We start from the raw sequence: 23,839 nt of genomic DNA on the forward strand, positions 1-23,839 counted from the left end.
GCCGCGCGACTCGTATGCTCGTGCCGTGAAACCGACCATTGGCGTGCTGGCTCTGCAGGGTGACGTGCGGGAGCACTTCCACGCGCTGGCCGCGTGCGATGCCGAACCGGTGAGTGTGCGACGGGAATCGGAACTCGAGTCCGTCGACGCGCTCGTGCTGCCGGGCGGCGAATCCACCGCGATCAGCAAACTGCTCGAGGTCTTCGGATTGCTGGAACCGCTGCGGGCGCGGCTGCGCGCGGGCATGCCGGCCTTCGGTTCGTGTGCCGGGATGATCCTGCTGGCGTCGGAGGTGCTCGACACCCGTCCCGACGCGCAGTCGCTGTCGGGCGTCGATATGACGGTGCGGCGCAACGCCTTCGGACGCCAGGTCGATTCGTTCGAAACCGATCTCGACTTCACCGGACTCGACGAGCCCATCCGCGCGGTGTTCATCCGGGCGCCCTGGGTGGAACGAGTCGGCGACGGCGTCGAGGTCCTGGCCCGGGTTCCGCACCGGCCGCGTCCGGGGACCGTGGTCGCCGAGGGACCGTCGGTGGGCGACCCGCAGGAGGCGGCGGGCCGGATCGTGGCGGTCCGGCAGGGCTCGGTCATCGCGACCTCGTTCCATCCCGAGGTGACCGGCGATCTGCGCGTGCATCGCCTGTTCGTCGACTCGGTCCGGGCCGCGGTGGCCGCCGGTACCTGACCGTTCGCCGCGCACCCCGGCCGGGCGATGGCGGACCGGGCAGTAGACTGCACAGCGATCGCCGGAACGCAGATCGCGAATCTGCCCGGGCCTCGAGCACACCGACCTGAAGGAAGTAGGGAATGAGCGGCCACTCCAAATGGGCCACCACCAAGCACAAGAAGGCCGTGATCGATGCCAAGCGCGGCAAGATGTTCGCGAAACTGATCAAGAACATCGAGGTCGCGGCGCGTACCGGCGGTGGTGATCCTGGCGGAAACCCGACTCTCTACGACGCCATCCAGAAGGCGAAGAAGTCGTCGGTTCCCAACGACAACATCGAACGCGCCCGCAAGCGCGGCGGTGGTGAAGAGGCCGGCGGCGCCGACTGGCAGACCATCATGTACGAGGGCTACGGGCCCAATGGTGTTGCGGTGCTGATCGAATGCCTCACCGACAACCGTAATCGCGCCGCCGGTGAGGTGCGAGTGGCCATGACTCGCAACGGTGGCAATATGGCCGACCCCGGGTCGGTCGCCTACCTGTTCCACCGCAAGGGCATCGTCACGCTGGAGAAGAACGGGCTCAGCGAGGACGACGTGCTGACCGCGGTGCTCGACGCGGGCGCCGAGGAAGTCAACGACCTCGGTGATTCGTTCGAGATCATCAGCGACCCCAGTGACCTGATCGCCGTGCGCACGGCGCTGCAGGAGGCCGGAATCGATTACGACTCCGCCGAATCCGGCTTCCAGCCCTCGGTGTCGGTGGCGGTCGACGCCGACGGCGCCCGCAAGGTGTTCAAACTCGTCGACGCGCTCGAGGACAGCGACGACGTGCAGAACGTGTACACCAACGTCGATGTCTCCGACGAGGTTCTCGCCGAACTCGACGCCTGATCCGTACCGCCGCGGGCCGCTGCCGGATGGACCGGCGGCGGCCCGCGGCGTGTGATCAGGTGTGCACGGGCAGTCCGAGCCGCGCCGACACCCACGGCAGCGACGAGGTGAACGCGGCCGCCGCGAACTGCCAGGTATGCCCGCCCTGAGTGGTGTGGATGGTGCACTCGATGCCGACCGCGCGGCCCTGACCACACAGTTTCTCGGCGGCACCGACCTCGCCGGTATCCATGACGCCGTCCTGGCCACCGACGCCGATGCGGCTCTCGTCGACCTGCGGCAGGTGGAACCGGCCGCCGGCGTCCTTACCGGTGCGGTCCGGGCGGTGCGGTGGCGTCAGATCGTCGAACAATCCGGCGACATCGGTATAGGGGCCGTGCTTCGCCATCACCGTCAGCGGGTCGAAGCGGTCGTAGGCCGCCGCGTCGCCGCCGTAGAGGCGGGAGATCGTCTGATCCTTGGTGCCGGACGTGGGGCCGAGATCGCCCGCGATATCGACGAAGGTGCGGAACAGCTCCGGATGCATCACGGTCAGGTCTGTGGCGCAGGTACCGCCCATCGACCAGCCGATTACCGCCCACTTCGCCGGGTCGGCCGGCACGCCGAAACGCGAGTCCACATACGGCACAACATCTTTCGTGAGGTGGTCGGCGGCGGCGCCGCGCGGCCCGTCGACGCATTCGGTGTCGTTGTTGAAGCTGCCCGAGGAGTCGACGAAGACCAGGACGGGGGCGCTGCCGGCGTGGGCCGCGGTGAACGCGTCGATGGCGGGCATGATCTGGCCGCTGCGCAACCAGTCGGCGGGAGTGTTGAATTCGCCGCCGATCATCATCACCGCCGGCAGGGCGGGCGGGGTGGGCCCGGCGAACCACGCCGGTGGCAGGTAGACGTATTCGGTGCGGTGCTTGAACCCGCTGGCGCCGTCGCCGGTGTCGATCGGCACCACCACGCCGTTCGCGGGGTGACTGTTGCGCATCGTGGCGAGTTCGTCCTGATCGGTCTGGTGGGGCAGCGGCCCGGCCGTCAGCGCATTCCACGCCGACTGCACACTCGGGTAGTAGCCCACCCACTGGTTGAGCACCACCGCCGAACTGGCGATCGCGAACGGCACCGCCACGATCGCGGCGGTACGGTGCCACCACCGTGCGCCCGGCCAGCCGACGACCACCAGCGCGATCGCGGCGACCGCGACGCCCACCCAGATCCACAGCCGCACCGGAGCGGGATCGGAGGCCAGGCCCTCGTTGTTCATCACGGTGCGGGCGGCGAAGGCGGCCACCACCCCGAGGGCGAGGCAGATCGGCACCCGGATCAGCCACCACCGCCGGCTCCAGCGCACGATGGCGACCACGAGCAGGACGGCGGCGACGATCTCGATGGTCAGCGGCAGCCAGCCGTGCAGCAGCGAGACGCCGTGATGAAAACCGTTGTAGGGGTTCAGTTTCGCCGAGGGGAGCTGAGGTGGCGGAGGCGGCGCCACCGCGGGGGCGGCGGTCGGCGCGGGCGCGGCGGGGGCGGTCGGCGCGGGCGTCGGCACATCCATGGGCGCTGGGAACACGGCGTAATTGTCGGTGGCGTTCCTCGAGAAACCCTGTGAACTCGCTCGGAGTCCGGTCCGGCCGGGCGGCCGGGGAAGATGGGGTCGAAGTCCGGCGCCGCGCGAGCCCCGCGCGGGCACAATGGGGAATATGGCCGAAATCGTGCTGTTGCGCGGGGATATCACCGAACAAGACGTGGACGCTGTGGTCAATGCCGCCAACTCCGGGCTGCTGGGTGGCGGTGGGGTCGACGGTGCGATCCGCCGCCGCGGTGGACCCGACATCCTCGCCGCCTGCAAGCAGTTGCGGGCGACGACCTATCCCGACGGCCTGCCCACCGGGGCGGCCGTGGCGACGACGGCCGGCAACCTTCCCGCCCGCTGGGTGATCCACACCGTCGGCCCGGTCTGGGCGGCGAAACACGACCGCTCCGCCCTGCTGGCCTCCTGCTACCGCGAATCCCTGCGTGTCGCAGAGGAATTGGGTGCCCGCACGATCGCCTTCCCGGCGATCTCCACCGGCGTGTACGGCTGGCCTCTCGACGACGGCGCCCGGATCGCCCTCGACACCGTCCGGACGGCGCGTACCGGCGCCGCCGAGATCCGTTTCGTCCTGTTCGGCGCGACCGCGCATCGGGTGTTCGAGTCCGCGCTGGCCGCACTGGAATAGCAGGCTTCGTCGCTCCGCGGTGCGGGGTCGCGGCGTCCCGGCTCCGTGTCGGTGGCCGCCGGTGCGGGGGCTCTCGGTTAGACTTCGAACAATTGTTCGCGAATCGACAGGGGTGCATTTCGTGCGGGTGATGGGTGTCGACCCCGGGCTCACCCGGTGCGGCCTGAGCATCGTCGAGGGCGGTCTGGGGCGGCAGGTCACCGCGCTCGACGTCGACGTCGTGCGGACACCGGCCGATATGGACCTCGCGCAGCGGCTGCTGGGCGTCGCCGACGCCGCCGAGCACTGGATGGACACCCATCGACCCGAGGCGGTCGCGATCGAGCGGGTCTTCTCCCAGCACAACGTCCGCACCGCGATGGGCACCGCACAGGCCGGCGGGGTGATCGCGCTGGCCGCCGCGCGGCGCGGCATACCCGTCGCCTTCCACACTCCGAGCCAGGTCAAAGCGGCGGTGACCGGCAACGGTTCCGCGGACAAGGCTCAGGTGACGGCGATGGTGACCCGCATTTTAGGCTTGCAGACGGCGCCGAAACCGGCCGACGCGGCCGACGCCCTGGCGCTGGCGATCTGCCACTGCTGGCGGGCGCCGATGCTGGAGCGGATGGCGAAGGCGGAGGCCCAGGCCGAACAGGCGCGGCGCAGATACGCCGAAAGGCTTGCCCAGCAACGAAAGGCGGTGACCAGGTGATCGCGTCGGTGCGCGGTGAGGTGCTCGAGATCGGGCTCGACCACGCGGTGCTGGAGGCTGCGGGCGTCGGATACCGGCTCAACGCCACCCCCTCCACGCTGGCCGGTCTCACCCGCGGCGACGAGGCCCGCCTCTACACCGCGATGATCGTGCGCGAGGATTCGATGACGCTGTACGGCTTCGCCGATACCGAGGCGCGCGATCTGTTCGGGCTGCTGCAAACCGTCTCCGGTGTCGGTCCCCGGCTGGCGATGGCGGTGCTGGCGGTGCTCGAGCCCGAGGCGCTGCGAAAAGCCTTGGCGGAGAGCAACGTCGCCGCACTGACCCGCGTACCGGGCATCGGTAAACGCGGGGCCGAGCGCATGGTGGTCGAATTGCGCGACAAGGTGAATCTGGTTCCCGTGCAGTCCGCCCCGGCCGGCGCGGCGCCCACCCCGGTCGTCACCCCGGTGCGTGATCAGGTCGTGGAGGCGTTGACCGGTCTCGGGTTCCCGGTGAAGCAGGCCGAGCCCGCCGTCGACGGTGTCCTCGCCGAACAGCCCGAACTGGGTACCTCGCAGGCCCTGCGGGCCGCACTGGCGATCCTCGGCCGGAATCGGTGACGCCGATGCACGACGACGAATTCCCTTCCGGCAGTGACGGTATCGCTCCCGGCACCGACGATGTCGACACCGGTGCGGACGGCGGCGAATCCGCGGTCACCGCGAACTACCTGACCTCCGACGGCGACATCGAGGCCGGCCTGCGCCCGAAATCCCTGGACGACTTCATCGGCCAGCCCCGGGTGCGCGAGCAGCTGGCTCTGGTCCTGCGCGGTGCGACCCAGCGCGGCGGCACCCCCGACCACGTCCTGCTGTCCGGCCCGCCCGGGCTCGGCAAGACCAGTATGGCGATGATCATCGCCGCCGAACTCGGTACCGCGCTGCGCATCACGTCCGGACCGGCTCTGGAACGCGCCGGTGACCTGGCCGCGATGCTGAGCAATCTCGTCGAGGGCGACGTGCTGTTCATCGACGAGATCCACCGCATGGCCCGCCCGGCCGAGGAGATGCTGTACCTGGCGATGGAGGATTTCCGGGTCGACGTCGTGGTCGGCAAGGGACCGGGAGCGACCTCGATCCCCTTGGAGATCGCGCCGTTCACCCTGGTCGGCGCCACCACGCGCTCGGGCGCGCTGACCGGCCCGCTTCGCGACCGCTTCGGCTTCACCGGCCATATGGACTTCTACGAGCCCGAGGAACTGCAGCGCATTCTGCAGCGTTCGGCGGCGATCCTCGGCGTGCGCATCGAATCCGATGCGGCGGCAGAGATCGCCGGCCGCTCCCGGGGTACACCTCGCATCGCCAACCGGCTGCTGCGCCGGGTCCGCGACTATGCCGAGGTACGGGCCGACGGCCTGGTCACCCGGGACATCGCCAAGGCCGCGCTGGCGGTCTACGACGTGGATTCGCTGGGATTGGACCGGCTCGACCGCGCCGTCCTGGGCGCGCTGGTCCGCGGCTTCGGCGGCGGGCCGGTCGGTGTGTCGACGCTGGCGGTGGCCGTGGGGGAGGAGGCCGCCACCGTCGAGGAGGTGTGCGAACCGTTCCTGGTTCGCGCCGGTATGGTCGCGCGCACCCCGCGCGGGCGGGTCGCCACCGCCGCCGCCTGGGAGCATCTGGGCCTGGTGCCGCCGCCGGATCTGGTTTTCGGATCCATCGAGGTCCGAGGCCGCGAAGTCCAGCCCACCCTCGACCTGTTCGACTGATCGCGTCCGGCCCGCCAGTTCGATCGCGTCAGCTCACCAGCGCCGCGACCGCATCCACGAAGGCATCCACCTCGCCGCGATGGTAGGCCCGGACCCCTGCCGCGGCGGTGCCGAATGCGGGGCGGATCGCCGCCGCGTCCCATCCCGTCGCGGCCTGTGCCAGTAGCGCGGCCACGCGCTCGCGGAACGCGTCGACCTCGTCGGCGACATATCCGCTCCGGCCCAGCGGCGGCGCCGAAAACCGCAGCCGGGAAACATATTCCGGCGACGGCGGCCACGCCACCTGCGGCCGGGCCGGGCCGTAGCGCGCGGATTCCAGCGCCACGCAGGCGCGATCGAGAAATGCGTCCACCTCGTCGCGGTCGTAATCGCGGCGGCCGGGAGCGGCCAGGCCGAATTCGTGTCCGCGAATGGCGGCCGCGCTCACAATGGCCCGGCCCGCGAAGGCATCGGCGAGGGCGGCGCAGAACGCGTCGACCTCGGCGGGGTCGTAGCCGCGGTGCCCGATCGGGGCCCGGCCGAAACGGATCCCTCGCACATACTCCGGCGTCACCCGCACATTGTTACAACACCGCTCAGCCGGCGCGCACCCCGTCGATCAACAATCGCGGAATCGCCTGGGCCAGTCCGTCGGTCGACTCCGGATCGGGATCGCGCAGGCCGTGCACGATGGCCGCGAGCAGCATGCCGGTCACCGCCTTGGCCGTATTGGCGGCGTCGAGGTCGGCCCGCAGATAGCCCAATTCCACACCGTGCTCGAGATATCCGGTGGTCAGCGCGTCGGCGGTGTCGAGCAGGCCGTAGAGCCGCATCGTCAACTCCGGATCGATGCCGGTCGCCTGGAACAGCAGCAACTGCGCGACCCGGCGGTCTTCGAGGAAGATCCGGTGCAGCGCGACGCCGATGCGGTCCAGCTGACGCCGGTAATCGGCGAGCGAGGTCGCCGCGTCGGGCGCGTTCTCCGTTCCGAGCGCCTCGATGATCCGCGCGGCGAGATCGTCGATCACGTGGTCGATGATGTCGCGCTTGTTCTCGAAGTAGCGATAGAACGTCCCGTGCCCGATTCCGAGGGCCGTGGCGATATCGGCGATTCCGGTGGCGTGATAGCCCTTGTCGGCGAAGCAGGCGAAGGCGGTGTCGATGATCTGTTGCCGCAGTTCGGCCTTGCGTCGCTCCAGATGTGTGGATGGCTTCGGCACGGACCCGATGATACGGTGTTCCGCAACGGAATGATGTGTCATTCCGTATCAGATACGTCAGGTAACAGGGAGGTTCGGCGTGGCACCTCAGTACGACGCCGTGGTGGTCGGTGCGGGATTCGGCGGTATGGGGGCCGGAATTCAGCTGGATCGTCTCGGTTTGAAGAATTTCGTGATCCTCGAGCGCGAGGACGGCCTGGGCGGGACCTGGCACGTCAATCACTACCCGGGCCTGGCCGTCGATATAGCGTCGGTGACCTACTCGTATTCGTTCGAACCGAATCCGCACTGGTCGCGGCTGTTCGCCCCGGGGGCCGAGCTCAAGAAGTACGCCGAGCACATCGCGGACAAATACGACCTGCGCCGCCGGATGCGGTTCAACCAGGTCGTCGGCGGCGCTCGCTGGGATTCCGAACACGCGCACTGGGTGGTGTCGGTCGAGGGTGGCGAAACCCTCACCGCGCGCTATCTGCTCACCGCGACCGGCTTCCTGTCCCAGCCCTATACCCCGCCGTTCCCGGGCATCGACAGCTTCGCCGGCAAGATCATCCACACCACCGCCTGGGAGGACGATTTCGATCTGACCGGCCGGCGCGCCGCCGTCATCGGCACCGGCGCCACCGCCGTACAGCTCGTGCCGGAGGCCGCGAAGAAGGTCGCGGAACTGACCGTCTTCCAGCGCACGCCGATCTGGGTCGTACCCAAGGTCGACACCGCCATTCCGAAGCGCGTTCAACGGCTGTTCGAGAAGGTGCCGCTGACCCAGAAGGCGGCGCGACTGGTCAACACCGGCGCTCTGGAACTGCTGATGGTCTCCGGTGTCCTGCACTACAAGCAGGCCAAACTCGGCAACAAGGGCGCCGCACTGCTGGCGAAGGCGCATCTGCGCGCGCAGGTGCGCGACAAGGAGACCCGCGACAAGCTGACGCCGCACTACGACTTCGGCTGTAAGCGGCCCACCTTCTCCAACACCTACTTCAAGACCTTCAACGAACCGCACGTGCGGCTCGAGACCAATGCGATCGACCATGTCGAGGCCGACGGCATCGTGACCGCGGACGGGCACAAGACCGAGATCGACACGCTGATCCTCGCGACCGGCTTCAATCTCTGGGATGTGAACTTCCCGGCCGTCGAGATCATCGGCCGCGACGGGGTGAATCTCGGAAAGTTCTGGCGCGACAACCGATTCCAGGCCTACGAGGGCATCACGGTGCCGAAGTTCCCGAACTTCTTCAGCCTCAACAGCCCCTACTCCTACAGCGGTCTGTCCTACTTCACCACCATCGAGGCGCAGATGAAGCACATGGACCGGCTGCTGCGCGAGGCTCGCCGACGCGGTGAGGAGGTCTTCGAGGTGCGGGAAGAGGCCAACGCGCGCTTCCTGGACTACGTGACCGAGAAGCTCGGCTCGTCGGTCTTCTACGCCGGGAGCTGCTCGACGGCCCGCAGCTACTACTTCAACCAGCACGGCGAGGCCGCGCTGCTGCGCCCGAACAGCACGATCACCACCCACCGCGAAGCGGTGAACTTCCCGCTCGACGACTACGTCTACGGCGCGCCCGCCGCCTGAGGCACCGCTGCGGCGGGGTTCGCGCCGGTGTGGCGCACCTCGCCGCGCGCACCGCGGGTGTGGCGATATTCCAGGTTGCTGGCAGACTGTGTGGGTACAGCCCATCCAACCCACCAAACTAGGACCGACTACGACGATGGCGAACCTGCTGTTTCCGCTGCTACTGGTAGTTCTGCTCGTACCGATGTTTCTCGGTGTCCGCCGCCAGAAGCGCGAAGCGCAGAAGGTCGCCGATATGCAGGAGAGCGTGAAGGTCGGTGACCAGGTCACCACCACCTCCGGCCTCTACGGCACCGTGGTCGACCTCGACGAGGAGACCGTCGACCTGGAGATCGCCGAGGATGTGGTGACCACCTGGCTGCGCGCCGCCATTCGCGATGTGCGCCCCGGTGGCGACACCGCCGACTCCGCCGAGGCGGGTTCCGCCACCGAGGAGTCCGGCGACGGGGCGATCGCCGCTCCCGCAGCGGAGACTGCCGGCACCAACGGGACGAACGGTTCGGCTTCCGCGAACGGCTCGGCGGCCAACGGATCGGCCTCGGCCTCCGGTGTGGAGGAATCCGTCGAGGACACCGCAGCCCGGCTGCGCAAAGACTGACCCGCTTCCGCCGTCGCAGCGCTCCGCCGCCGCGACGGCGGTGCGGCGTGTCCGTGGGCCCGCGTTCGCCGGTGCTCCGTGCTCGCAGGTCATGCCGCGATTCCGGCCGCCACCCTCACCGCCTAGGAGATATGTACTGTGCCACCTTCCAAGGGAACGGGGCATCCGCTGCGGCTGCTCGGCGTCTACGCCGTGCTGCTCGCGGTGATCTACGCGTTGGTGTTCTTCACCGGTGACAAGTCGCCGGAACCCAAACTGGGAATCGACCTGCAGGGTGGAACCCAGGTCACGCTGACCCCGCGCACGCCCGACGGCGGTAAGCCGAGCAAGGACAGCCTCAAGCAGGCCCAGCAGATCATCGAATCCCGGGTCAACGGCCTCGGTGTGGCCGGTTCCGAGGTGGTGATCGACGGCAACAACCTGGTCATCACCGTGCCCGGCAGCGACGGGCAGCAGGCGAAGTCGCTGGCCACCACGGCCAAGCTGTACATCCGCCCGGTGGTCGGACAGCCGTTGCCGGTCGGGCCCGACGGCAAGATCCAGACCGGTGGCGAGCCCGCTCCCGGCGCGGAGCAGCCCGGCACCCCGCCCGCGAACACCCCGGCTCCGGGTGCCGGCCAGCAGGCACCCGCACCGGGTGCGTCGCCCGGTACCGAGTCGAAGCCGTCGAACGAATCCGGCACCGCCTCGGGGCCGGCCTCTTCGGGTGAGACGTCCGGCACCGGCGAATCCTCGGGCACGACCGCGCAGAACCGGGTCTTCCCGGCTCCGGCGCAGGCTCCGACGACGCCCGCTCCGGCTCCGGCACCCTCTCCGGAGCCCGGTGCGCCGAACCCGGCGCTGACGCCGCAGCAACAGGCCAAGCAGGAGATCGACGCGGCGCGTGCGCTGCGGCAGAGCACCGACCCGCAGGTCCAGCAGCTGGCGGCCCAGCAACTGGACTGCCACAAGCCCGACCCGCTGGCCGGTAACGACGATCCGAAGCTGCCGCTGGTGACCTGCTCGTCGGACGGCAACGCGGTGTACCTGCTGGCCCCGATGCGCATCGACGGCCAGGACATCAAGGATGCGAGTTCGTCGCTGAACCAGCAGTCGCAGTGGGCGGTCGATCTGACGTTCAAGAACGCCGACGCGTGGGCCGATCTCACCAAGGAATACCTGCAGAAGCAGGTGGCCTTCACCCTCGACTCGAAGGTGATCAGCGCGCCCGTCGTTCAGCAGGGGCCGCAGCTCGGCGGTACCACCCAGATCACCGGCCAGTTCAACGCCTCCACCGCCAAGGAACTCGCCAACTCGCTGAAGTACGGCTCGCTGCCGCTGTCGTTCGAGGTCTCGGAAGCCTCCACAGTGTCGGCGACGCTCGGCCTGGCCTCGCTGCACGCCGGTTTGATCGCCGGTGCGATCGGTTTGGTCGCGGTGCTGCTGTACTGCCTGCTCTACTATCGGATGCTCGGCTTCCTGGCCGGGTTCTCGCTGGTGGCCTCGGGTGTGGCGGTATACGGGATCATCGTGCTGCTCGGCCGGTGGATCAACTTCACCCTCGACCTGGCCGGTATCGCCGGTCTGATCATCGGTATCGGTATGACCGCGGACTCGTTCGTGGTGTTCTTCGAACGCATCAAGGACGAGATGCGCGAGGGCCGCAGTTTCCGCTCGGCCGTCCCGCGCGGCTGGGCTCGCGCGCAGCGCACCAACCTCTCGGGTAAGACCGTCAGCCTCATCGCCTCGGTGGTGCTCTACATCCTGGCGGCCGGGCAGGTGAAGGGCTTCGCGTTCACCCTCGGCCTCACCACCGTGCTCGACGTGGTGGTGCTCTACCTGGTGACCTCGCCGCTGATGATGCTGGCCTCGCGCTCGCCGTTCTGGGCGAAGCCGTCGGTCAACGGTCTGGGCGCGGTGCAGCAGATCGCGCGGGAGCGTAAGGCGGCGGGCACACTCGTAGGGACGGGGTCACGATGAGCGACAATCGCAGTCAGGTGTTGGAGGAACCGATCGTGGACGAGTCGCTGCCCGCCGGGGAAGCGCCGAAGCACGGATTCTTCGAACGCCTCTACACCGGTACCGGCGGCTTCCGGATCGTCGGCCGGCGCAAGCTGTACTACGGCATCGCCGCCGTGCTGGTCTTGATCGCGGTGCTGAGTATCGCGGTGCGCGGCTTCACCCTCGGCATCGATTTCGCCGGTGGTACGAAGATCCAGATCCCGGCGACCAGCGGTATGACCACGACCTCGGTCGAGGACACCTACTCCCAAGCCCTGGGACACAGCCCGGTCACCGTGCAGAAGGTCGGATCCGGTTCCTCGGCCTCCTTCGAGATCCGTTCCGAGACACTGGATTCCGCGCAGCAGGACAAGATCGCGGACGCGCTGTTCACGAAGTACCACCCGAAGGATTCCAGCGGTACTGCCAGCCGCAGCGTCATCAGCGTCACCGAGATCAGCGAGACCTGGGGTGGGCAGATCACCCGCAAGGCGATCATCGCGCTGGTGGTGTTCGTCCTGTTGACGATGGTCTACATCGCCATTCGATTCGAACGCGATATGTCGATCGCCGCCATCGCCTCGCTGTTCTTCAACCTGATCGTCACCGCCGGCATCTATTCGATCGTCGGCTTCGAGGTGACGCCCGCCGCGGTGATCGGTCTGCTGACCATCCTGGGCTACGTGCTCTACGACAACGTCGTGGTGTTCGACAAGGTCGAGGAGAACACCCGCGGTGTTCTGCATCTGACTCGGCGCACCTATGGTGAACAGGCCAATCTCGCCGCCAACCAGACGCTGATGCGCTCGATCAACACGACGGTGATCGGCATTCTGCCCATCGTCGGCATGCTGGTGATCGCGGTCTGGCTGCTCGGTGTGGGCACGTTGAAGGACCTCGCGCTGGTGCAGCTGGTCGGCATGATCGTCGGCGCCTACTCGTCGATCTTCTTCGCCGTGCCGCTGCTGGTGTCGATCAAGGAACGCTTCGGCCCGGTGGCAGCGCACACCCGCAAGGTGCTCGCCAAGCGCGCCGCCGGCGATACCGGCCGCACGGGTGAGGCGCTGGGTCGTCGCACCTCCGGTACCCCGGTCGCGACCCGCACCCGCGACAGCGGTTCCGCCGCACCGAGACCCGGTGCCCGGCCCACCGGGAAGCGGCACAAGAGAACCCACTGATGAGGCGAAGGGGGTCGGATCGCGTGCGGCGGACGCTCCGGCGGACATTCGGTGTGATCGCGGCCGGGGCACTGCTCACCGGGGTGATCGCGGGTTGTTCGAGCAAGAACCAGGTGCCATCCATCGGATATGCCGTCGACGCGGTGCCGGCCACCTACAACGGCGGGAGTTCGGCCGGTGTCGCGGGCGGCTCCGCGGCGCTGTTCGCCCGCGTGCTGACCGGGTTCTACTACACCGGTCCGGACGGCCAGCCCGTCGCCGATACCGATGTCGGCACCGCGAACGAGGTGGCCGGCGAGGCGCAGACCATCCGGTACCGGCTCAACCGCGACGCGGTCTATTCCGACGGCGTACCCACCTCGTGCGATGATCTCGTGCTCGAATGGGCCGCGCGCAGTGGGCGATTCACCAAACCGGGCCCGGGCGGCGCGATTCCGCTGTTCGACGCCGCCTCCACCACCGGCTACTCCGATATCGAGCGGGTCGAATGCCAGCCCGGATCCAAGGACGCCACCGTCGTGTTCCGGCCCGATCATCACTTCCTGGCGTGGCGGACGCTGTTCAACGCCGGGGATCTGATGCCGTCACATATCGCGGCCAAGGCCGCGGGTGTGCCGAATGTGGTGGCGGCGGTGCAGTCCGGCGACCAGGCCGCATTGGACCGGCTGGCGCAGTTCTGGAATACCGGCTGGAATCTGAAATCCGGTGACATCAACGCCGACCTGCTGCCCTCGTCGGGGCCGTATCGCATCGAGTCCTACAGCGACGGTGACGGTTTGGTGCTGGTCAAGAACGACAAGTGGTGGGGCAACAAGCCCGCCACTCCCCGAATCGTGGTGTGGCCCAAGAACGCCGACCTGAAGAAGAAGATCTCCGACAACGCCGTCGAGGTGGTCGACATCGGCGCAGGCTCGGTGAAAGACCTGGGCCTGAACAAGTTTTCGGTGAATCAGGAACCGGGCCGCGGCGCCGAGCAGTTGGTGCTGTCCACCGCGGGCGTCTTCGCCTCCGCCGATGCCCGGCGCGCGTTCGCACTGTGCGTCCCGCGGCAGGCGTTGTTCGACACGCTGGGACATCCAGGTTTCGACAACAAGTCCGGCCTGGGATCCGGGCCCCTCGATTCCCGGACGGTCCAGGCCGATTCGGTGTACTACCCGGCGATCACGGGTCCGGCGGACAAATACCGCGCGGGCGACGCGCCGGGCGCGCAGCGCGCCCTGTCCGCGGCCGGGGTGGCCAATCCGACGATCCGGATCGGCTATCGCAGTCCCGACGACCGTCGTGCGCGCACGGTGGCGATGATCGCGGATGCCTGCAAGGCGGCGGGCGTGACCGTCGTCGACGCCGGTGCGGCGGACTTCACGCCCGCGGAACTGGGCGCCGGCAAGGTGGACGCCGTACTCGGTGGCACCGCGGCCGCCGTGGGCCCCGCCGGTTCCCTGCCGGGGATCGAGGCGACCGCTGCGTTGCGCACCGGCCAGGGCGCGAATTTCGGGCGGTTCGGCAACGGGCGTTACGATGCGATCGCGGATCAGCTTGCGGCGGACGACAATTCGGTGACGGTGTTGAATCTGGACACCGAGGCCGAGAATCTGCTGTGGAACGAGATGCCGTCGATCCCGCTGTTCAACACGCCTCGGACCGTAGCGTTCGGGAAAGGGCTGGAGAACGGGGTCGCGAGCCCCACCAAGGCCGGTGCGGGCTGGAATATGGACCGCTGGGTGTTGCGGCGGTGAGCGTCCTCGGACGCTGGATGAGGGAGCGGGTGTAGATGAGTAAGCACACGATGGTGGAAACGGCCGAAACCGCGGAGGAGAAGGTCGCGCGGACCGCCGAGGTGGTCGGGCGACTGACGCGCTGGCACGACGATTTTCCCACCCCCGGTGTGCGTTTCGCGGATCTGACCCCGGTATTCGCCGATGCCGAAGGCTTCCACGCGGTGATCGAATGCCTGGCCGCCTGTGCTCCCGACGCCGATCTGGTGGCCGGCGTGGACGCGCGCGGGTTCCTGCTGGGCGCGGGTGTGGCGGCGCTGCTGGGGACCGGGGTCGTGGCCGTGCGCAAGGGTGGCAAGCTGCCGCCACCGGTGCTCTCGCGTGAGTACACCCTCGAATACGGCGCCGCCGCACTGGAAATTCCGGCCGACGGCATCGACCTCGGTGGCCGCAAGGTGCTGCTGCTCGACGATGTCCTCGCCACCGGCGGCACGCTGGCCGCCGCGGCGGAACTGTTCCGCAGTGCCGGGGCGCAGGTGGTCGCGTCCGCGGTGGTACTCGAGATCGGCGAGCTCGGCGGGCGCGCTCGCCAGGGCGAATACCCGCTGACTTCGATCGTGCAGGTGTGAATCGCGTGTCGGTTGTGGGGCCCGCGCGGGGGTCGTTATGCTGACGTGCGGCAAGGGGGCCCGGATGAACGACCGACGGACGATCGCATGAACGAGTACCGCAGTGCGCGCGACAATGCCGGAGCAGGAGGCGCCGACCGGTGGTGGCGATGAGCCGTAGTCGGCGTACCCGAATCGGGGCCGCTCTGGCGGGCGCGGTGGGCGTGGCGTTCATCGTCGGCGCCGCGACCGCCGCGGCTACTCCTTCGGTGGCGCTGCGCGGCGGCGCCACCGTCACGGCCCGGGTCACGGGGGAGAAGGCCGGGCAAACCTGCCGGATCACCGGCTCGGATATCGATATGCCCTGGCGTACGGTCGGTTCCGACGGCTCGGTGGAGCTGGACAGCGGACCGGTCTCGTCCGGACGCCACAGCGCTCGCGTCGTCTGCCGAGATCCGCGCACCGGCGCGGCCTCACAGCATGCGGTGGGTAAGGAAGAGGACGTCTTCACCGGGCATTGGGCCCCGGCCTTCGAATTCCTGCACCATCACCGGATGGAGTTCCTTACCCCGCACGAGCCCTGAGCTGGTTCGACCCCGGGCTGATCGAACACCGAGTCGATCCGCTCCGGCGCCACTAGATCCGCGCCAGCAGCCGGGCGATGATCCCGGTCACCACGAGCCAGAACACCGCTGCCAGACCGTAGTTGATGATGATGTCCCAATCTCGGGAGCCGGTGTTGAACAAGCCCGGGAAGAACAGCGCCAGCGGTTCGGCCAACCCCTTGATGAAGGTGAAGAACCGGTTGGTCTGGTTGGCGTCGAAGACCTGCAGCAGGATGTAGACGATTTCGATCAGAGCGAGCACACCGCCGATCGTGCTGACGATCGCCGCCAGCCCACCCGTGCGGTTCGTGCCATAGGTTCTATATCTGTACATGCCGGCCGGATACCCGCCTGACGGCGTTGAACGCAGCCGATTTTGTCCAGAGGTCTGAACTTCTACAAATGTGAGCGCTGCTCTTGACAGGGGTGCGCCCGTGGGCGATGATTGAGTCATCGAAGAGAGCAGCGCTCACAAAAGCGAGGAGTAGTCATGAACGCCACCCGGTACATCGCGCCCACCGGCATCGACCCGATCATGAACCGGATGTTCAACGCCCTTCCGAAATGGGGCATCAGCGTGATGGGTTCCCGGCTGCTTGCCGTGCGCGGTCGCACCTCCGGGGAGTGGCGGACCACGATGGTCAACGTTCTGCAGGATGCGGACGGAACCCGGTATCTGGTCGCTCCTCGCGGTCGTACCCAGTGGGTCCGCAATATCCGCGTCGCCGGCGGCGGAGAGTTGCGGCTCGGGCGCAAGACCGAGGTGTTCGCGGTGACCGAGGTCGCCGATGTCGACAAGGTGCCCGTGCTGCGGCTGTACCTGAAGAAGTGGGGCTGGGAGGTCGGCAAATTCTTCGAGGGCGTGACCGCAAACGCCACCGACGCCGAACTCGCCGCCATCGCGCCCGGCTTCCCGGTCTTCCGAATCAACTGAGCCGCAACGGTTTCCGTCGCCGGTGACGCGTATCACCGGCGACATGATCTTGCGGCCCGTCTTTCGGTCCGCTAAAGTTGGCGAGTCTTGTTTCCGTTGATCGGAGCTCTGCCGTTGCTCTTCTGAGGTAGCCATCGCGTGGCCCGCATATCTGCGCGCCATTCCCGCCGCCCTCAGGAGCACGCATATGTCTATTTCGACTATTTCTCTGTCCGATCTCACCTTCGTATGGCCCGACGGCACCCCTGTGTTCGACGGTCTCGACGCGGTGCTCGGACCCGGCCACGTCGGTGTGGTGGGCAGTAACGGAGCCGGAAAATCCACGCTGTTGCGCCTGGTCACCGGGGAATTGCGCCCGGGGCGTGGTTCGGTGACGGTGGCGGGGCGGCTCGGATATCTGCGCCAGGATCTCGGCTTGGCCGCGGGACAGCGCGTCGACGCCGTACTCGGCATCGGCGAGGTGCGCGCCGCGCTGCATCGCATCGAATCCGGCGCCGGAACCGAGGCCGATTTCGAGCAGGTCGGAAACCGCTGGGATGTCGAGGAATCGGCGATCGCGCTGCTCGGCCGGCTGGGCCTGAACTACCTCGCCGACGATGTCGCACAGCTGGATCGGCGCCTGGACACCCTGTCCGGCGGGGAGACGGTACTGCTCGGACTGGTGGCCGAACTGCTGCGCGAACCCGATGTGCTGTTGCTCGACGAACCCACCAACAATCTGGATTCCGCTGCGCGGCAACGCCTTTACGACGTGGTCGAGGGATTCTCCGGCACCGTGCTGACCGTCAGCCACGACCGCGAACTGTTGCGGCGGGTCACCACCGTCGCCGAACTGCGGCGCGGTGAGATCCGCACCTTCGGCGGGAATTTCGACGATTACGAGCAGATCGTCGAGGCCGAGCAGGAGGCCGCGCGCGCGGCGATCCGCGATGCCCGCAGCGATGTGCGTAAACAGTCGCGCGAACTGGTGGAGGCCAGGATCAAACTGGACCGCCGCCAGCGCTATGGGCAGAAGATGTGGGACACCAAACGCGAGCCGAAGATCGTGATGGCCGAGCGCAAACGCCAGGCGCAGGTGTCGGCGGGCAAACTGCGCAACAACCACATCGCGAAAGTGGAGGAGGCCAGATCGACCCTGGAGCAGGCCCAGGAACTGCTGCGCGACGATCGGGAGATCCGCGTCGACCTGCCGGGAACCAGGCTCTATCCCGGCCAGGACGTGGTGGCGATGGAACAGGTGCGGCTGGCCAACGGACCGGTGGTCACGCTGCGGGTGGGCGGTCCCGAACGCATCGCCCTCACCGGGCGCAACGGCGCCGGCAAGACGACCCTGCTGCACCGCCTCGTCGAGGAACCGCCGAAGGTGCCGTGGCGGCTGCTGCCGCAGCGACTCGACATCTTCGACGAGCGGCTGTCGGTCTTCGACAACGTCTCCGCGGCGGCGCCACACGCCGGCGCCGAGCAGATCCGCGCACAACTGGCGCGGTTCCTGTTCCGCGGCGCCGACGCCGATGTCGCGGCCGGGGCGCTGTCGGGCGGCGAGCGGTTGCGGGCCGCGCTGGCGATGCTGCTGCTCGCCGAACCGGCGCCGAAAATGCTGCTGCTCGACGAGCCCACCAACAACCTCGACCTGCCCAGTCTCCGCCACCTCGCCGAGGCGCTGACCAGCTTCGAGGGTGCGCTGATCGTAGTCAGCCACGACCCGCGCTTCCTCGATGAGATCGGCATCACGCGCCGCCTCGAATTGACCCCGGACGGGTTGGTGGATGAATCGGACTCCGGAACCGGTTGAACGAACGGGGTGCGTCGGGCCGGACCGGTGCGCCTTGGGGAAAACTCCTACTAAAGTGGGTGTTCTGGGCTGTTGAAGCGGTCGGCTAGGGTGTGGCGATCGAGGCGTGAGAGGTGGTGGCATGACTCAGCATCTGGAGAAGGCGAATGCCGGGAATTCGGCAGCTGGTGATGCCGCGCCGGCTGCCGCACCGGCGACTCCGCCGGCCACTCCCGCCGCGCCGCGTCCGGCGGCGTCGAAGTCGGGCGCCGACCGGAGCGGGCAGCCCGCGGCGCCCTCGCCGCGGAACATGCCGATGAAGCAGCCGGGTGCGCCGGCGGCGGTGCCGAGTTCGGCCTCGCGCCGGGTGCGGGCCCGGCTGGCCCGCCGGATGACCGGGCAGCGGGGTATCGCCGCGGTCAAGCCGGTGCTGGAGCCGCTGGCGACCGTGCACCGGGAGCTGTATCCCAAGGCGAATCTGCAGTTGCTGCAGCGCGCCTTCGACGTGGCCGACGAGAAGCATTCGCATCAGTTCCGCAAGTCGGGCGACCCGTACATCACCCACCCGCTGGCGGTGGCCAACATCCTCGCCGAACTGGGGATGGACACCACCACGCTGGTGGCCGCTCTGCTGCACGACACCGTCGAGGACACCGGCTATTCGCTGGACGAGCTGACCGCGGATTTCGGATCCGAGGTGGCGCATCTGGTCGACGGCGTGACGAAGCTGGACAAGGTCAACCTCGGCGCGGCCGCGGAGGCCGAGACGATCCGCAAGATGATCATCGCGATGGCCCGCGATCCCCGGGTGCTGGTGATCAAGGTCGCCGACCGGCTGCACAATATGCGCACCATGCGCTTCCTGCCGCCGGAGAAGCAGGCGAAGAAGGCGCGCGAAACGCTGGAAGTCATTGCGCCACTGGCGCATCGGCTCGGTATGGCCACGGTCAAATGGGAGCTCGAGGATCTGGCGTTCGCGATCCTGCACCCCAAGAAGTACGACGAGATCGTGCGGCTGGTCGCCGACCGCGCACCGTCGCGCGACACCTACCTGGCGCGGGTGCGGGCCGAGATCGTGAACACGCTGGCGGCGAGCCGCATCAACGCCATCGTCGAGGGCCGGCCCAAGCACTACTGGTCGATCTATCAGAAGATGATCGTCAAGGGTAAGGATTTCGACGACATCCACGACCTGGTCGGCATCCGGATCCTGTGCGACGAGGTGCGCGACTGCTACGCCGCCGTCGGCGTGGTGCATTCGCTGTGGCAGCCGATGGCGGGCCGGTTCAAGGACTACATCGCCCAGCCGCGCTACGGCGTCTACCAGTCGCTGCACACCACCGTGGTGGGCCCGGACGGCAAACCGCTGGAGGTGCAGATCCGTACCCAGGACATGCATCGCACCGCCGAATTCGGTATCGCCGCGCACTGGCGCTACAAGGAGACCAAGGGCAAACATTCCGGCGACGCCGCCGAGGTCGACGATATGGCCTGGATGCGGCAGCTGCTGGACTGGCAGCGGGAGGCGGCGGATCCGGCCGAGTTCCTGGAGTCGCTGCGGTTCGACCTGAAATCCCCGGAGATCTTCGTGTTCACGCCGAAGGGCGATGTGATCACGCTGCCGCAGGAGTCGACTCCCGTCGACTTCGCCTACGCGGTCCATACCGAGGTGGGCCATCGCTGCATCGGCGCGCGCGTCAACGGGCGGTTGGTGGCGCTGGAACGGCAGCTGGAGAACGGTGAGGTCGTGGAGATCTTCACCTCGAAGGCGCAGAACGCCGGCCCCAGCCGGGACTGGCAGAACTTCGTGGTGTCGCCGCGGGCGAAGGCCAAGATCCGGCAGTGGTTCGCCAAGGAACGCCGCGAGGAGGCGCTCGAGGCCGGTAAGGAGCAGATCTCCAAGGAGGTCCGCCGCTCCGGTCTGCCGCTGCAGCGGCTGATGAGCGTGGACGCGATGTCCGCATTGGCGCACGAACTGCACTATGCCGACATCTCCGCGCTGTACGCGGCGGTCGGCGAGAACCAGGTCTCGGCGCACCACGTCGTGCAACGCCTGATGGCGCAGCTCGGCGGCGTCGGCGACGTGGAAAACGAACTGGCCGAACGGAGTACGCCGTCGACGCTGCCGGCGCGGCAGCGCACCATCGGCGATGCCGGGGTCGAGATCCCCGGCGCTCCCGGTACGGTCGCGAAGCTGGCCAAATGTTGTACACCGGTGCCGGGCGACGAGATCATGGGCTTCGTGACCCGCGGCGGCGCGGTGAGTGTGCACCGGACCGACTGCACGAACGCGGATTCGCTACGCGCGCAACAGGAACGGATCATCGAGGTCAAATGGGCGCCCTCGCCGTCGTCGGTCTTCCTGGTGGCGATTCAGATCGAGGCGCTGGACCGCACCCGGCTGCTGTCGGATGTGACCAAGGTGCTGGCCGACGAGAAGGTCAACATCCTGTCCGCGTCGGTGATGACCTCCGGTGACCGGGTGGCGATCAGCAAGTTCACCTTCGAGATGGGCGATCCGAAGCATCTGGGTCATCTGCTGAACGTGGTCCGCAATGTGGAGGGCGTCTACGACGTCTACCGGGTGACCTCGGCGGCCTGATCCGCCGGGGGCAGCTCCGCCTGGGCACGCGACAGCTGTACCGCGGCCATGCACATCACCAGCACGGAAGCGATGACGACGATCGTGCCGATCGTGCCGGTCCGCAGTCGCTCGTCGAGCACGGTGAGGCCGAGGAAGGCCGCGCCGAGCGGTTCGGCGACGGTGAAGGCCGGCAGCGAGGCCGACAGCGCCCCGACCTGGTAGCCGCGCTGTTGCAGATAGAGCCCCACGATGCCCGCGGCGACCAGGGTGTACAGCTGCCAACTGGTGAGCGCCGTGCCGAGTCCGCGCCCGAACAGATGGATGACGTGCTGGGTGAGCGCGGCGGAGACGCCGAACAGCAGACCGGCCGCGGTTCCCAGCATGAGCGCCTGCAATCCGGTCACCCGGACCACCACCGCCACCACGACCGCGGCGGCGACCACGCCGAGAACCAGCACCAGCGGCCACATCCAGGTCGACCACGGCGCATCGGGGATGCCCTCGGTGGGGTCGCCGACGACGAGGAAACAGGCCAGCGCGGCCGAGAGGGCGATCGCGTGTGCCCACATGACCGGCGAGACCGGGCGGCGGCTGTAGTGCGCGGCCAGCGGCAACGCGAAGACCAGGGCCGTCACCAGGATCGGCTGCACGATCAGCACCGATCCCAGCGCGAGCGCCACCACCTGGAAGATGAAGCCGCCGGCGTCGCCGATGATGCCGGCCCACCAGCGAGGATTGCGAACGAGCTGGGCTACCAGCGCGTCACCGGCCGGCACGTCGGCCGCCGCGCGTTGCTGGGCGACCGCCGACACGGCGAACAGCAGGGCGCCGACGAAGGCGCAGACGACCGCGGCGACGGGAAAGTTGCTCACCCGATCAGTCTGCCGTCCGCGACCGGGTGCCCGGCATCGGGGACCGGTCTGCCGATCCGAGGGGGTGTGGTGACGGCGCTGCGAGACCGCGGAACCGCGATGGCTGTATCGGAATAGGCGGAATGTGCGCTACGGGCGAATGGCAATTGTTCGGCAACACATTTCGGGCCGCTGTCCGCAGTGGCGGCGAGTTGCCCTCCGCCGGGCGCGAATTGCGCATTCGCCGCAAATTTGCCGAGGCTCATACCGACTCTCGGTGCCGGTCGGCCGGTCCGGCCGCGGCGAATCCTTCGCGCAGGTAGGAAGGTTCGCGGGCGGCGATCGAGGATGTGCTCGCGCGCCGACGGGGGCCTGCACTCCGAGCCGGATTCTGTTACGGTTTATTGCGTTTCGGGGCGCGCGCGATGTTCGGCGACAACTCGAATCCACATGATGATCGCCGGACGGGTCGCAGTGGCACTCGACCCTCAGAACTGTTGCAGACAGCGGGTTTAAAGGGGGTCAGATCATGCTGACCGTGCTGACATGCTCGGCGGCGACCGTACCGGTCGCGTCGGGTCCTCATTGCGGATTTCGCGCATCCACATCCGCGCCGGCCCTCGATTCGGCGTTCGAGATACCCCCGTTCACACCCGTTGACCTGCCTGGATGTGGTATTGCCCGAATCTCGGCGGCCTCGGACGGCGCGTCGAGTTCGCCGAATTCGTCGGGTACGGGACAATTTCCGTTCGGGAAGGGCCTCGGTGACGCCGCACCCGGTGGTGTGCCGTTGGCGACGTCCCATGGCGGTACCGCTGACAACAACTACCCGTTCTCCACGAACTGATCGCCGAGAGGGTCCGACGATGCTGCACGACGTGCCCGGCTCCGCGGGGATGAGGGAATGTTGAAGCCGTACAAAGAAGTCCAACGGTGGTTCCCGGCGCTGGAACCCGAACATGCCGTTCCCGCGGCCGCGCCGGGGGAATCCGACGCCGTCGACGACGAGGCGGAACCTGGAGCGGCGCGGTACCCGCACTACATCCGTGACACCGAGCCCGAGCCGTTCGACATTCCGTTCGCCGACGAACCGGCCACCCGGCGCAGCGAATTCGTCGGGGGCTGGACCGACTGGGTCGGCAGCCACGCACCCGGGCCGGACGACGACTACCCGGTCCACGAGGGTGAGGTACTGCGCCTGCCCCGCGACGCCGAGACCGGCGACGGCCGGGCTCGTGGCCGCCGCCGGACCCGCCCGGCCGGTGCCGACGGCGACGATGCGGAGGGATCCGGGGCGCGCTCACCGGGCGACGACGCGGACGAGCGCGACGATGTGGACACTCCCGAGTGGATTCTGCCGCCCCGGCGCGAACACGGCGACGGCGCCGCCGGCCGGATCGTGCGCCGCGCCCCGGGCCCGGCCTCACCGGCCCTGCGCGACTACATCCGCCCGAGCCGGCTGCGGGTCGCGCTCGTCCTCGCGGTAGCCCTGTTATTGCTGGTCGCCGCAGGCGGTTTCGCCCTGTACGTGCTGCGCTCCGGTCACGACGGAAAACAGTCGGTGGCGCCGCTGCCGGCGCGCCCGGCCGTGGGTGACGACGCGCCGATGCTTCGGCTCACCTCGGCGTTCGGCGCCGATTCCGGCCCGCGGGTGGGTTCGGCCGGGCACTGCCCGACCGAACGGTCCGCGCGCGTGGTGCGCGGCGCCGAGGTCGGCGGCACCGATTCCGGGCCGGACGCGATCATGTGGTTCCAGCACGCCTTCTACGTCGAACGCTCGGCCGAGCGTGCGCGCGAGGTGGTGGCGCCGGATGCGGCGGTCTCGCCGGCGCCGGTGATCCAGCGCGGCATCGCCTCGGTGCCGCTGGGCACCGACTATTGCGTGCGGGTGGTCACTGTGGACGACAACAGGTATTCGGTGGAGGTGACCGAACGGCGGCCGGGCGCGGCCCCCGCCACCTACGACAAGCAGTTGGTGACCACCGCGGTGGTCGGCGGCCGCACCCTGATCACGGGCATCACGGCCGGGTAAGAG

22 protein-coding genes are annotated in these 23,839 nt (G+C 68.3%); 17 read left to right on the forward strand and 5 right to left on the reverse strand.

Annotated features, from left to right (window positions below):
- Positions 1 to 25 precede the first annotated feature (25 nt).
- Both pdxT and ACPCUW_RS18710 read left to right on the forward strand, forming a co-directional pair.
- Complete coding sequence (gene pdxT, locus ACPCUW_RS18705) at positions 26 to 688, forward strand: pyridoxal 5'-phosphate synthase glutaminase subunit PdxT (RefSeq protein WP_423426161.1); 663 nt, start codon at positions 26 to 28, stop codon at positions 686 to 688.
- A 122-nt stretch (positions 689 to 810) separates the two neighbouring features.
- Positions 811 to 1,563, forward strand: a complete 753-nt coding sequence (locus ACPCUW_RS18710) for a YebC/PmpR family DNA-binding transcriptional regulator (RefSeq protein WP_030513907.1) — start codon at positions 811 to 813, stop codon at positions 1,561 to 1,563.
- A gap of 55 nt (positions 1,564 to 1,618) precedes the next feature.
- Here ACPCUW_RS18710 and ACPCUW_RS18715 read toward each other — a convergent pair whose 3' ends face one another.
- A complete protein-coding gene (locus ACPCUW_RS18715; RefSeq protein ID WP_423426320.1) occupies positions 1,619 to 3,106 on the reverse strand; it encodes an alpha/beta hydrolase in 1,488 nt (495 codons plus the stop codon).
- A 145-nt stretch (positions 3,107 to 3,251) separates the two neighbouring features.
- Here ACPCUW_RS18715 and ACPCUW_RS18720 point away from each other — a divergent pair, with 145 nt between their 5' ends.
- The 4 genes from ACPCUW_RS18720 to ruvB all read left to right on the forward strand — a co-directional run bounded on the left by ACPCUW_RS18720 (position 3,252) and on the right by ruvB (position 6,208).
- The gene (locus ACPCUW_RS18720) at positions 3,252 to 3,770 is read left to right on the forward strand and encodes an O-acetyl-ADP-ribose deacetylase (RefSeq protein WP_423426164.1); all 519 of its coding nucleotides are present in this window, start codon (positions 3,252 to 3,254) and stop codon (positions 3,768 to 3,770) included.
- 121 nt (positions 3,771 to 3,891) lie between these two features.
- Positions 3,892 to 4,461 (forward strand): crossover junction endodeoxyribonuclease RuvC, encoded by a 570-nt coding sequence (ruvC, locus tag ACPCUW_RS18725; RefSeq protein WP_030513910.1) that lies wholly within the window; start codon positions 3,892 to 3,894, stop codon positions 4,459 to 4,461.
- Complete coding sequence (gene ruvA / locus ACPCUW_RS18730) at positions 4,458 to 5,063, forward strand: Holliday junction branch migration protein RuvA (protein WP_423426166.1); 606 nt, start codon at positions 4,458 to 4,460, stop codon at positions 5,061 to 5,063. The genes ruvC and ruvA overlap by 4 nt, the downstream gene beginning before the upstream one ends.
- 5 nt (positions 5,064 to 5,068) lie before the next feature.
- Positions 5,069 to 6,208 carry a Holliday junction branch migration DNA helicase RuvB gene (ruvB, locus tag ACPCUW_RS18735; RefSeq protein ID WP_231982983.1) on the forward strand — a complete coding sequence of 380 codons (1,140 nt, stop codon included), beginning with the start codon at positions 5,069 to 5,071 and terminating at the stop codon, positions 6,206 to 6,208.
- Between the two features lie 28 nt (positions 6,209 to 6,236).
- On the opposite strand, the gene ACPCUW_RS18740 is transcribed toward ruvB, so the two are convergent.
- Positions 6,237 to 6,761, reverse strand: coding sequence for a DivIVA domain-containing protein (locus tag ACPCUW_RS18740; RefSeq protein WP_030513913.1), 525 nt, complete (start codon positions 6,759 to 6,761; stop codon positions 6,237 to 6,239).
- A 22-nt stretch (positions 6,762 to 6,783) separates the two neighbouring features.
- Positions 6,784 to 7,416: a TetR/AcrR family transcriptional regulator gene (locus ACPCUW_RS18745; RefSeq protein WP_423426322.1), complete on the reverse strand. Its 633-nt coding sequence runs from the start codon at positions 7,414 to 7,416 to the stop codon at positions 6,784 to 6,786.
- A gap of 70 nt (positions 7,417 to 7,486) precedes the next feature.
- On the opposite strand from ACPCUW_RS18745, the gene ACPCUW_RS18750 reads away from it, so the two are divergent.
- The 7 genes from ACPCUW_RS18750 to ACPCUW_RS18780 all read left to right on the forward strand — a co-directional run bounded on the left by ACPCUW_RS18750 (position 7,487) and on the right by ACPCUW_RS18780 (position 15,643).
- A complete protein-coding gene (locus ACPCUW_RS18750; RefSeq protein ID WP_063019249.1) occupies positions 7,487 to 8,980 on the forward strand; it encodes a flavin-containing monooxygenase in 1,494 nt (497 codons plus the stop codon).
- A 136-nt stretch (positions 8,981 to 9,116) separates the two neighbouring features.
- Positions 9,117 to 9,578, forward strand: a complete 462-nt coding sequence (yajC, locus tag ACPCUW_RS18755; RefSeq protein ID WP_423426168.1) for a preprotein translocase subunit YajC — start codon at positions 9,117 to 9,119, stop codon at positions 9,576 to 9,578.
- Between the two features lie 138 nt (positions 9,579 to 9,716).
- Positions 9,717 to 11,537, forward strand: a complete 1,821-nt coding sequence (gene secD, locus ACPCUW_RS18760) for a protein translocase subunit SecD (RefSeq protein ID WP_423426170.1) — start codon at positions 9,717 to 9,719, stop codon at positions 11,535 to 11,537.
- Positions 11,534 to 12,736 (forward strand): protein translocase subunit SecF, encoded by a 1,203-nt coding sequence (gene secF / locus ACPCUW_RS18765; RefSeq protein ID WP_423426172.1) that lies wholly within the window; start codon positions 11,534 to 11,536, stop codon positions 12,734 to 12,736. The genes secD and secF overlap by 4 nt, the downstream gene beginning before the upstream one ends.
- On the forward strand, positions 12,736 to 14,472 hold the full coding sequence (locus ACPCUW_RS18770; protein ID WP_423426174.1) for an ABC transporter substrate-binding protein: 1,737 nt from the start codon (positions 12,736 to 12,738) through the stop codon (positions 14,470 to 14,472). Before secF ends, ACPCUW_RS18770 begins: the two co-directional genes overlap by 1 nt.
- Positions 14,473 to 14,522: 50 nt before the next feature.
- The gene (locus ACPCUW_RS18775) at positions 14,523 to 15,080 is read left to right on the forward strand and encodes an adenine phosphoribosyltransferase (protein WP_423426323.1); all 558 of its coding nucleotides are present in this window, start codon (positions 14,523 to 14,525) and stop codon (positions 15,078 to 15,080) included.
- A 149-nt stretch (positions 15,081 to 15,229) separates the two neighbouring features.
- On the forward strand, positions 15,230 to 15,643 hold the full coding sequence (locus ACPCUW_RS18780) for a hypothetical protein (RefSeq protein ID WP_146098662.1): 414 nt from the start codon (positions 15,230 to 15,232) through the stop codon (positions 15,641 to 15,643).
- Between the two features lie 52 nt (positions 15,644 to 15,695).
- Here ACPCUW_RS18780 and ACPCUW_RS18785 read toward each other — a convergent pair whose 3' ends face one another.
- Positions 15,696 to 15,998, reverse strand: coding sequence for a hypothetical protein (locus ACPCUW_RS18785; protein ID WP_051755453.1), 303 nt, complete (start codon positions 15,996 to 15,998; stop codon positions 15,696 to 15,698).
- 156 nt (positions 15,999 to 16,154) lie between these two features.
- Here ACPCUW_RS18785 and ACPCUW_RS18790 point away from each other — a divergent pair, with 156 nt between their 5' ends.
- From ACPCUW_RS18790 to ACPCUW_RS18800, 3 genes are all read left to right on the forward strand, one after another.
- A complete protein-coding gene (locus ACPCUW_RS18790; protein ID WP_423426176.1) occupies positions 16,155 to 16,598 on the forward strand; it encodes a nitroreductase in 444 nt (147 codons plus the stop codon).
- A gap of 187 nt (positions 16,599 to 16,785) precedes the next feature.
- Entirely contained in the window at positions 16,786 to 18,390 is a 1,605-nt protein-coding gene (locus ACPCUW_RS18795; protein WP_423426178.1) for an ABC-F family ATP-binding cassette domain-containing protein, read from the forward strand.
- Positions 18,391 to 18,679: 289 nt separating this feature from the next.
- Positions 18,680 to 20,971 carry a RelA/SpoT family protein gene (locus ACPCUW_RS18800; protein ID WP_245660984.1) on the forward strand — a complete coding sequence of 764 codons (2,292 nt, stop codon included), beginning with the start codon at positions 18,680 to 18,682 and terminating at the stop codon, positions 20,969 to 20,971.
- Here the strand turns inward: ACPCUW_RS18800 and ACPCUW_RS18805 are convergent.
- Complete coding sequence (locus ACPCUW_RS18805; protein ID WP_423426180.1) at positions 20,947 to 21,825, reverse strand: DMT family transporter; 879 nt, start codon at positions 21,823 to 21,825, stop codon at positions 20,947 to 20,949. The two genes, ACPCUW_RS18800 and ACPCUW_RS18805, sit on opposite strands and share 25 nt — an antisense overlap.
- An 883-nt stretch (positions 21,826 to 22,708) precedes the next feature.
- Between ACPCUW_RS18805 and ACPCUW_RS18810 the strand changes: the two genes are divergently transcribed.
- Positions 22,709 to 23,836, forward strand: coding sequence for a hypothetical protein (locus ACPCUW_RS18810; protein WP_063019477.1), 1,128 nt, complete (start codon positions 22,709 to 22,711; stop codon positions 23,834 to 23,836).
- Positions 23,837 to 23,839 lie beyond the last annotated feature (3 nt).

The sequence above is a fragment of the Nocardia sp. AB354 genome (assembly GCF_049538315.1).
Taxonomy (GTDB): domain Bacteria; phylum Actinomycetota; class Actinomycetes; order Mycobacteriales; family Mycobacteriaceae; genus Nocardia; species Nocardia nova.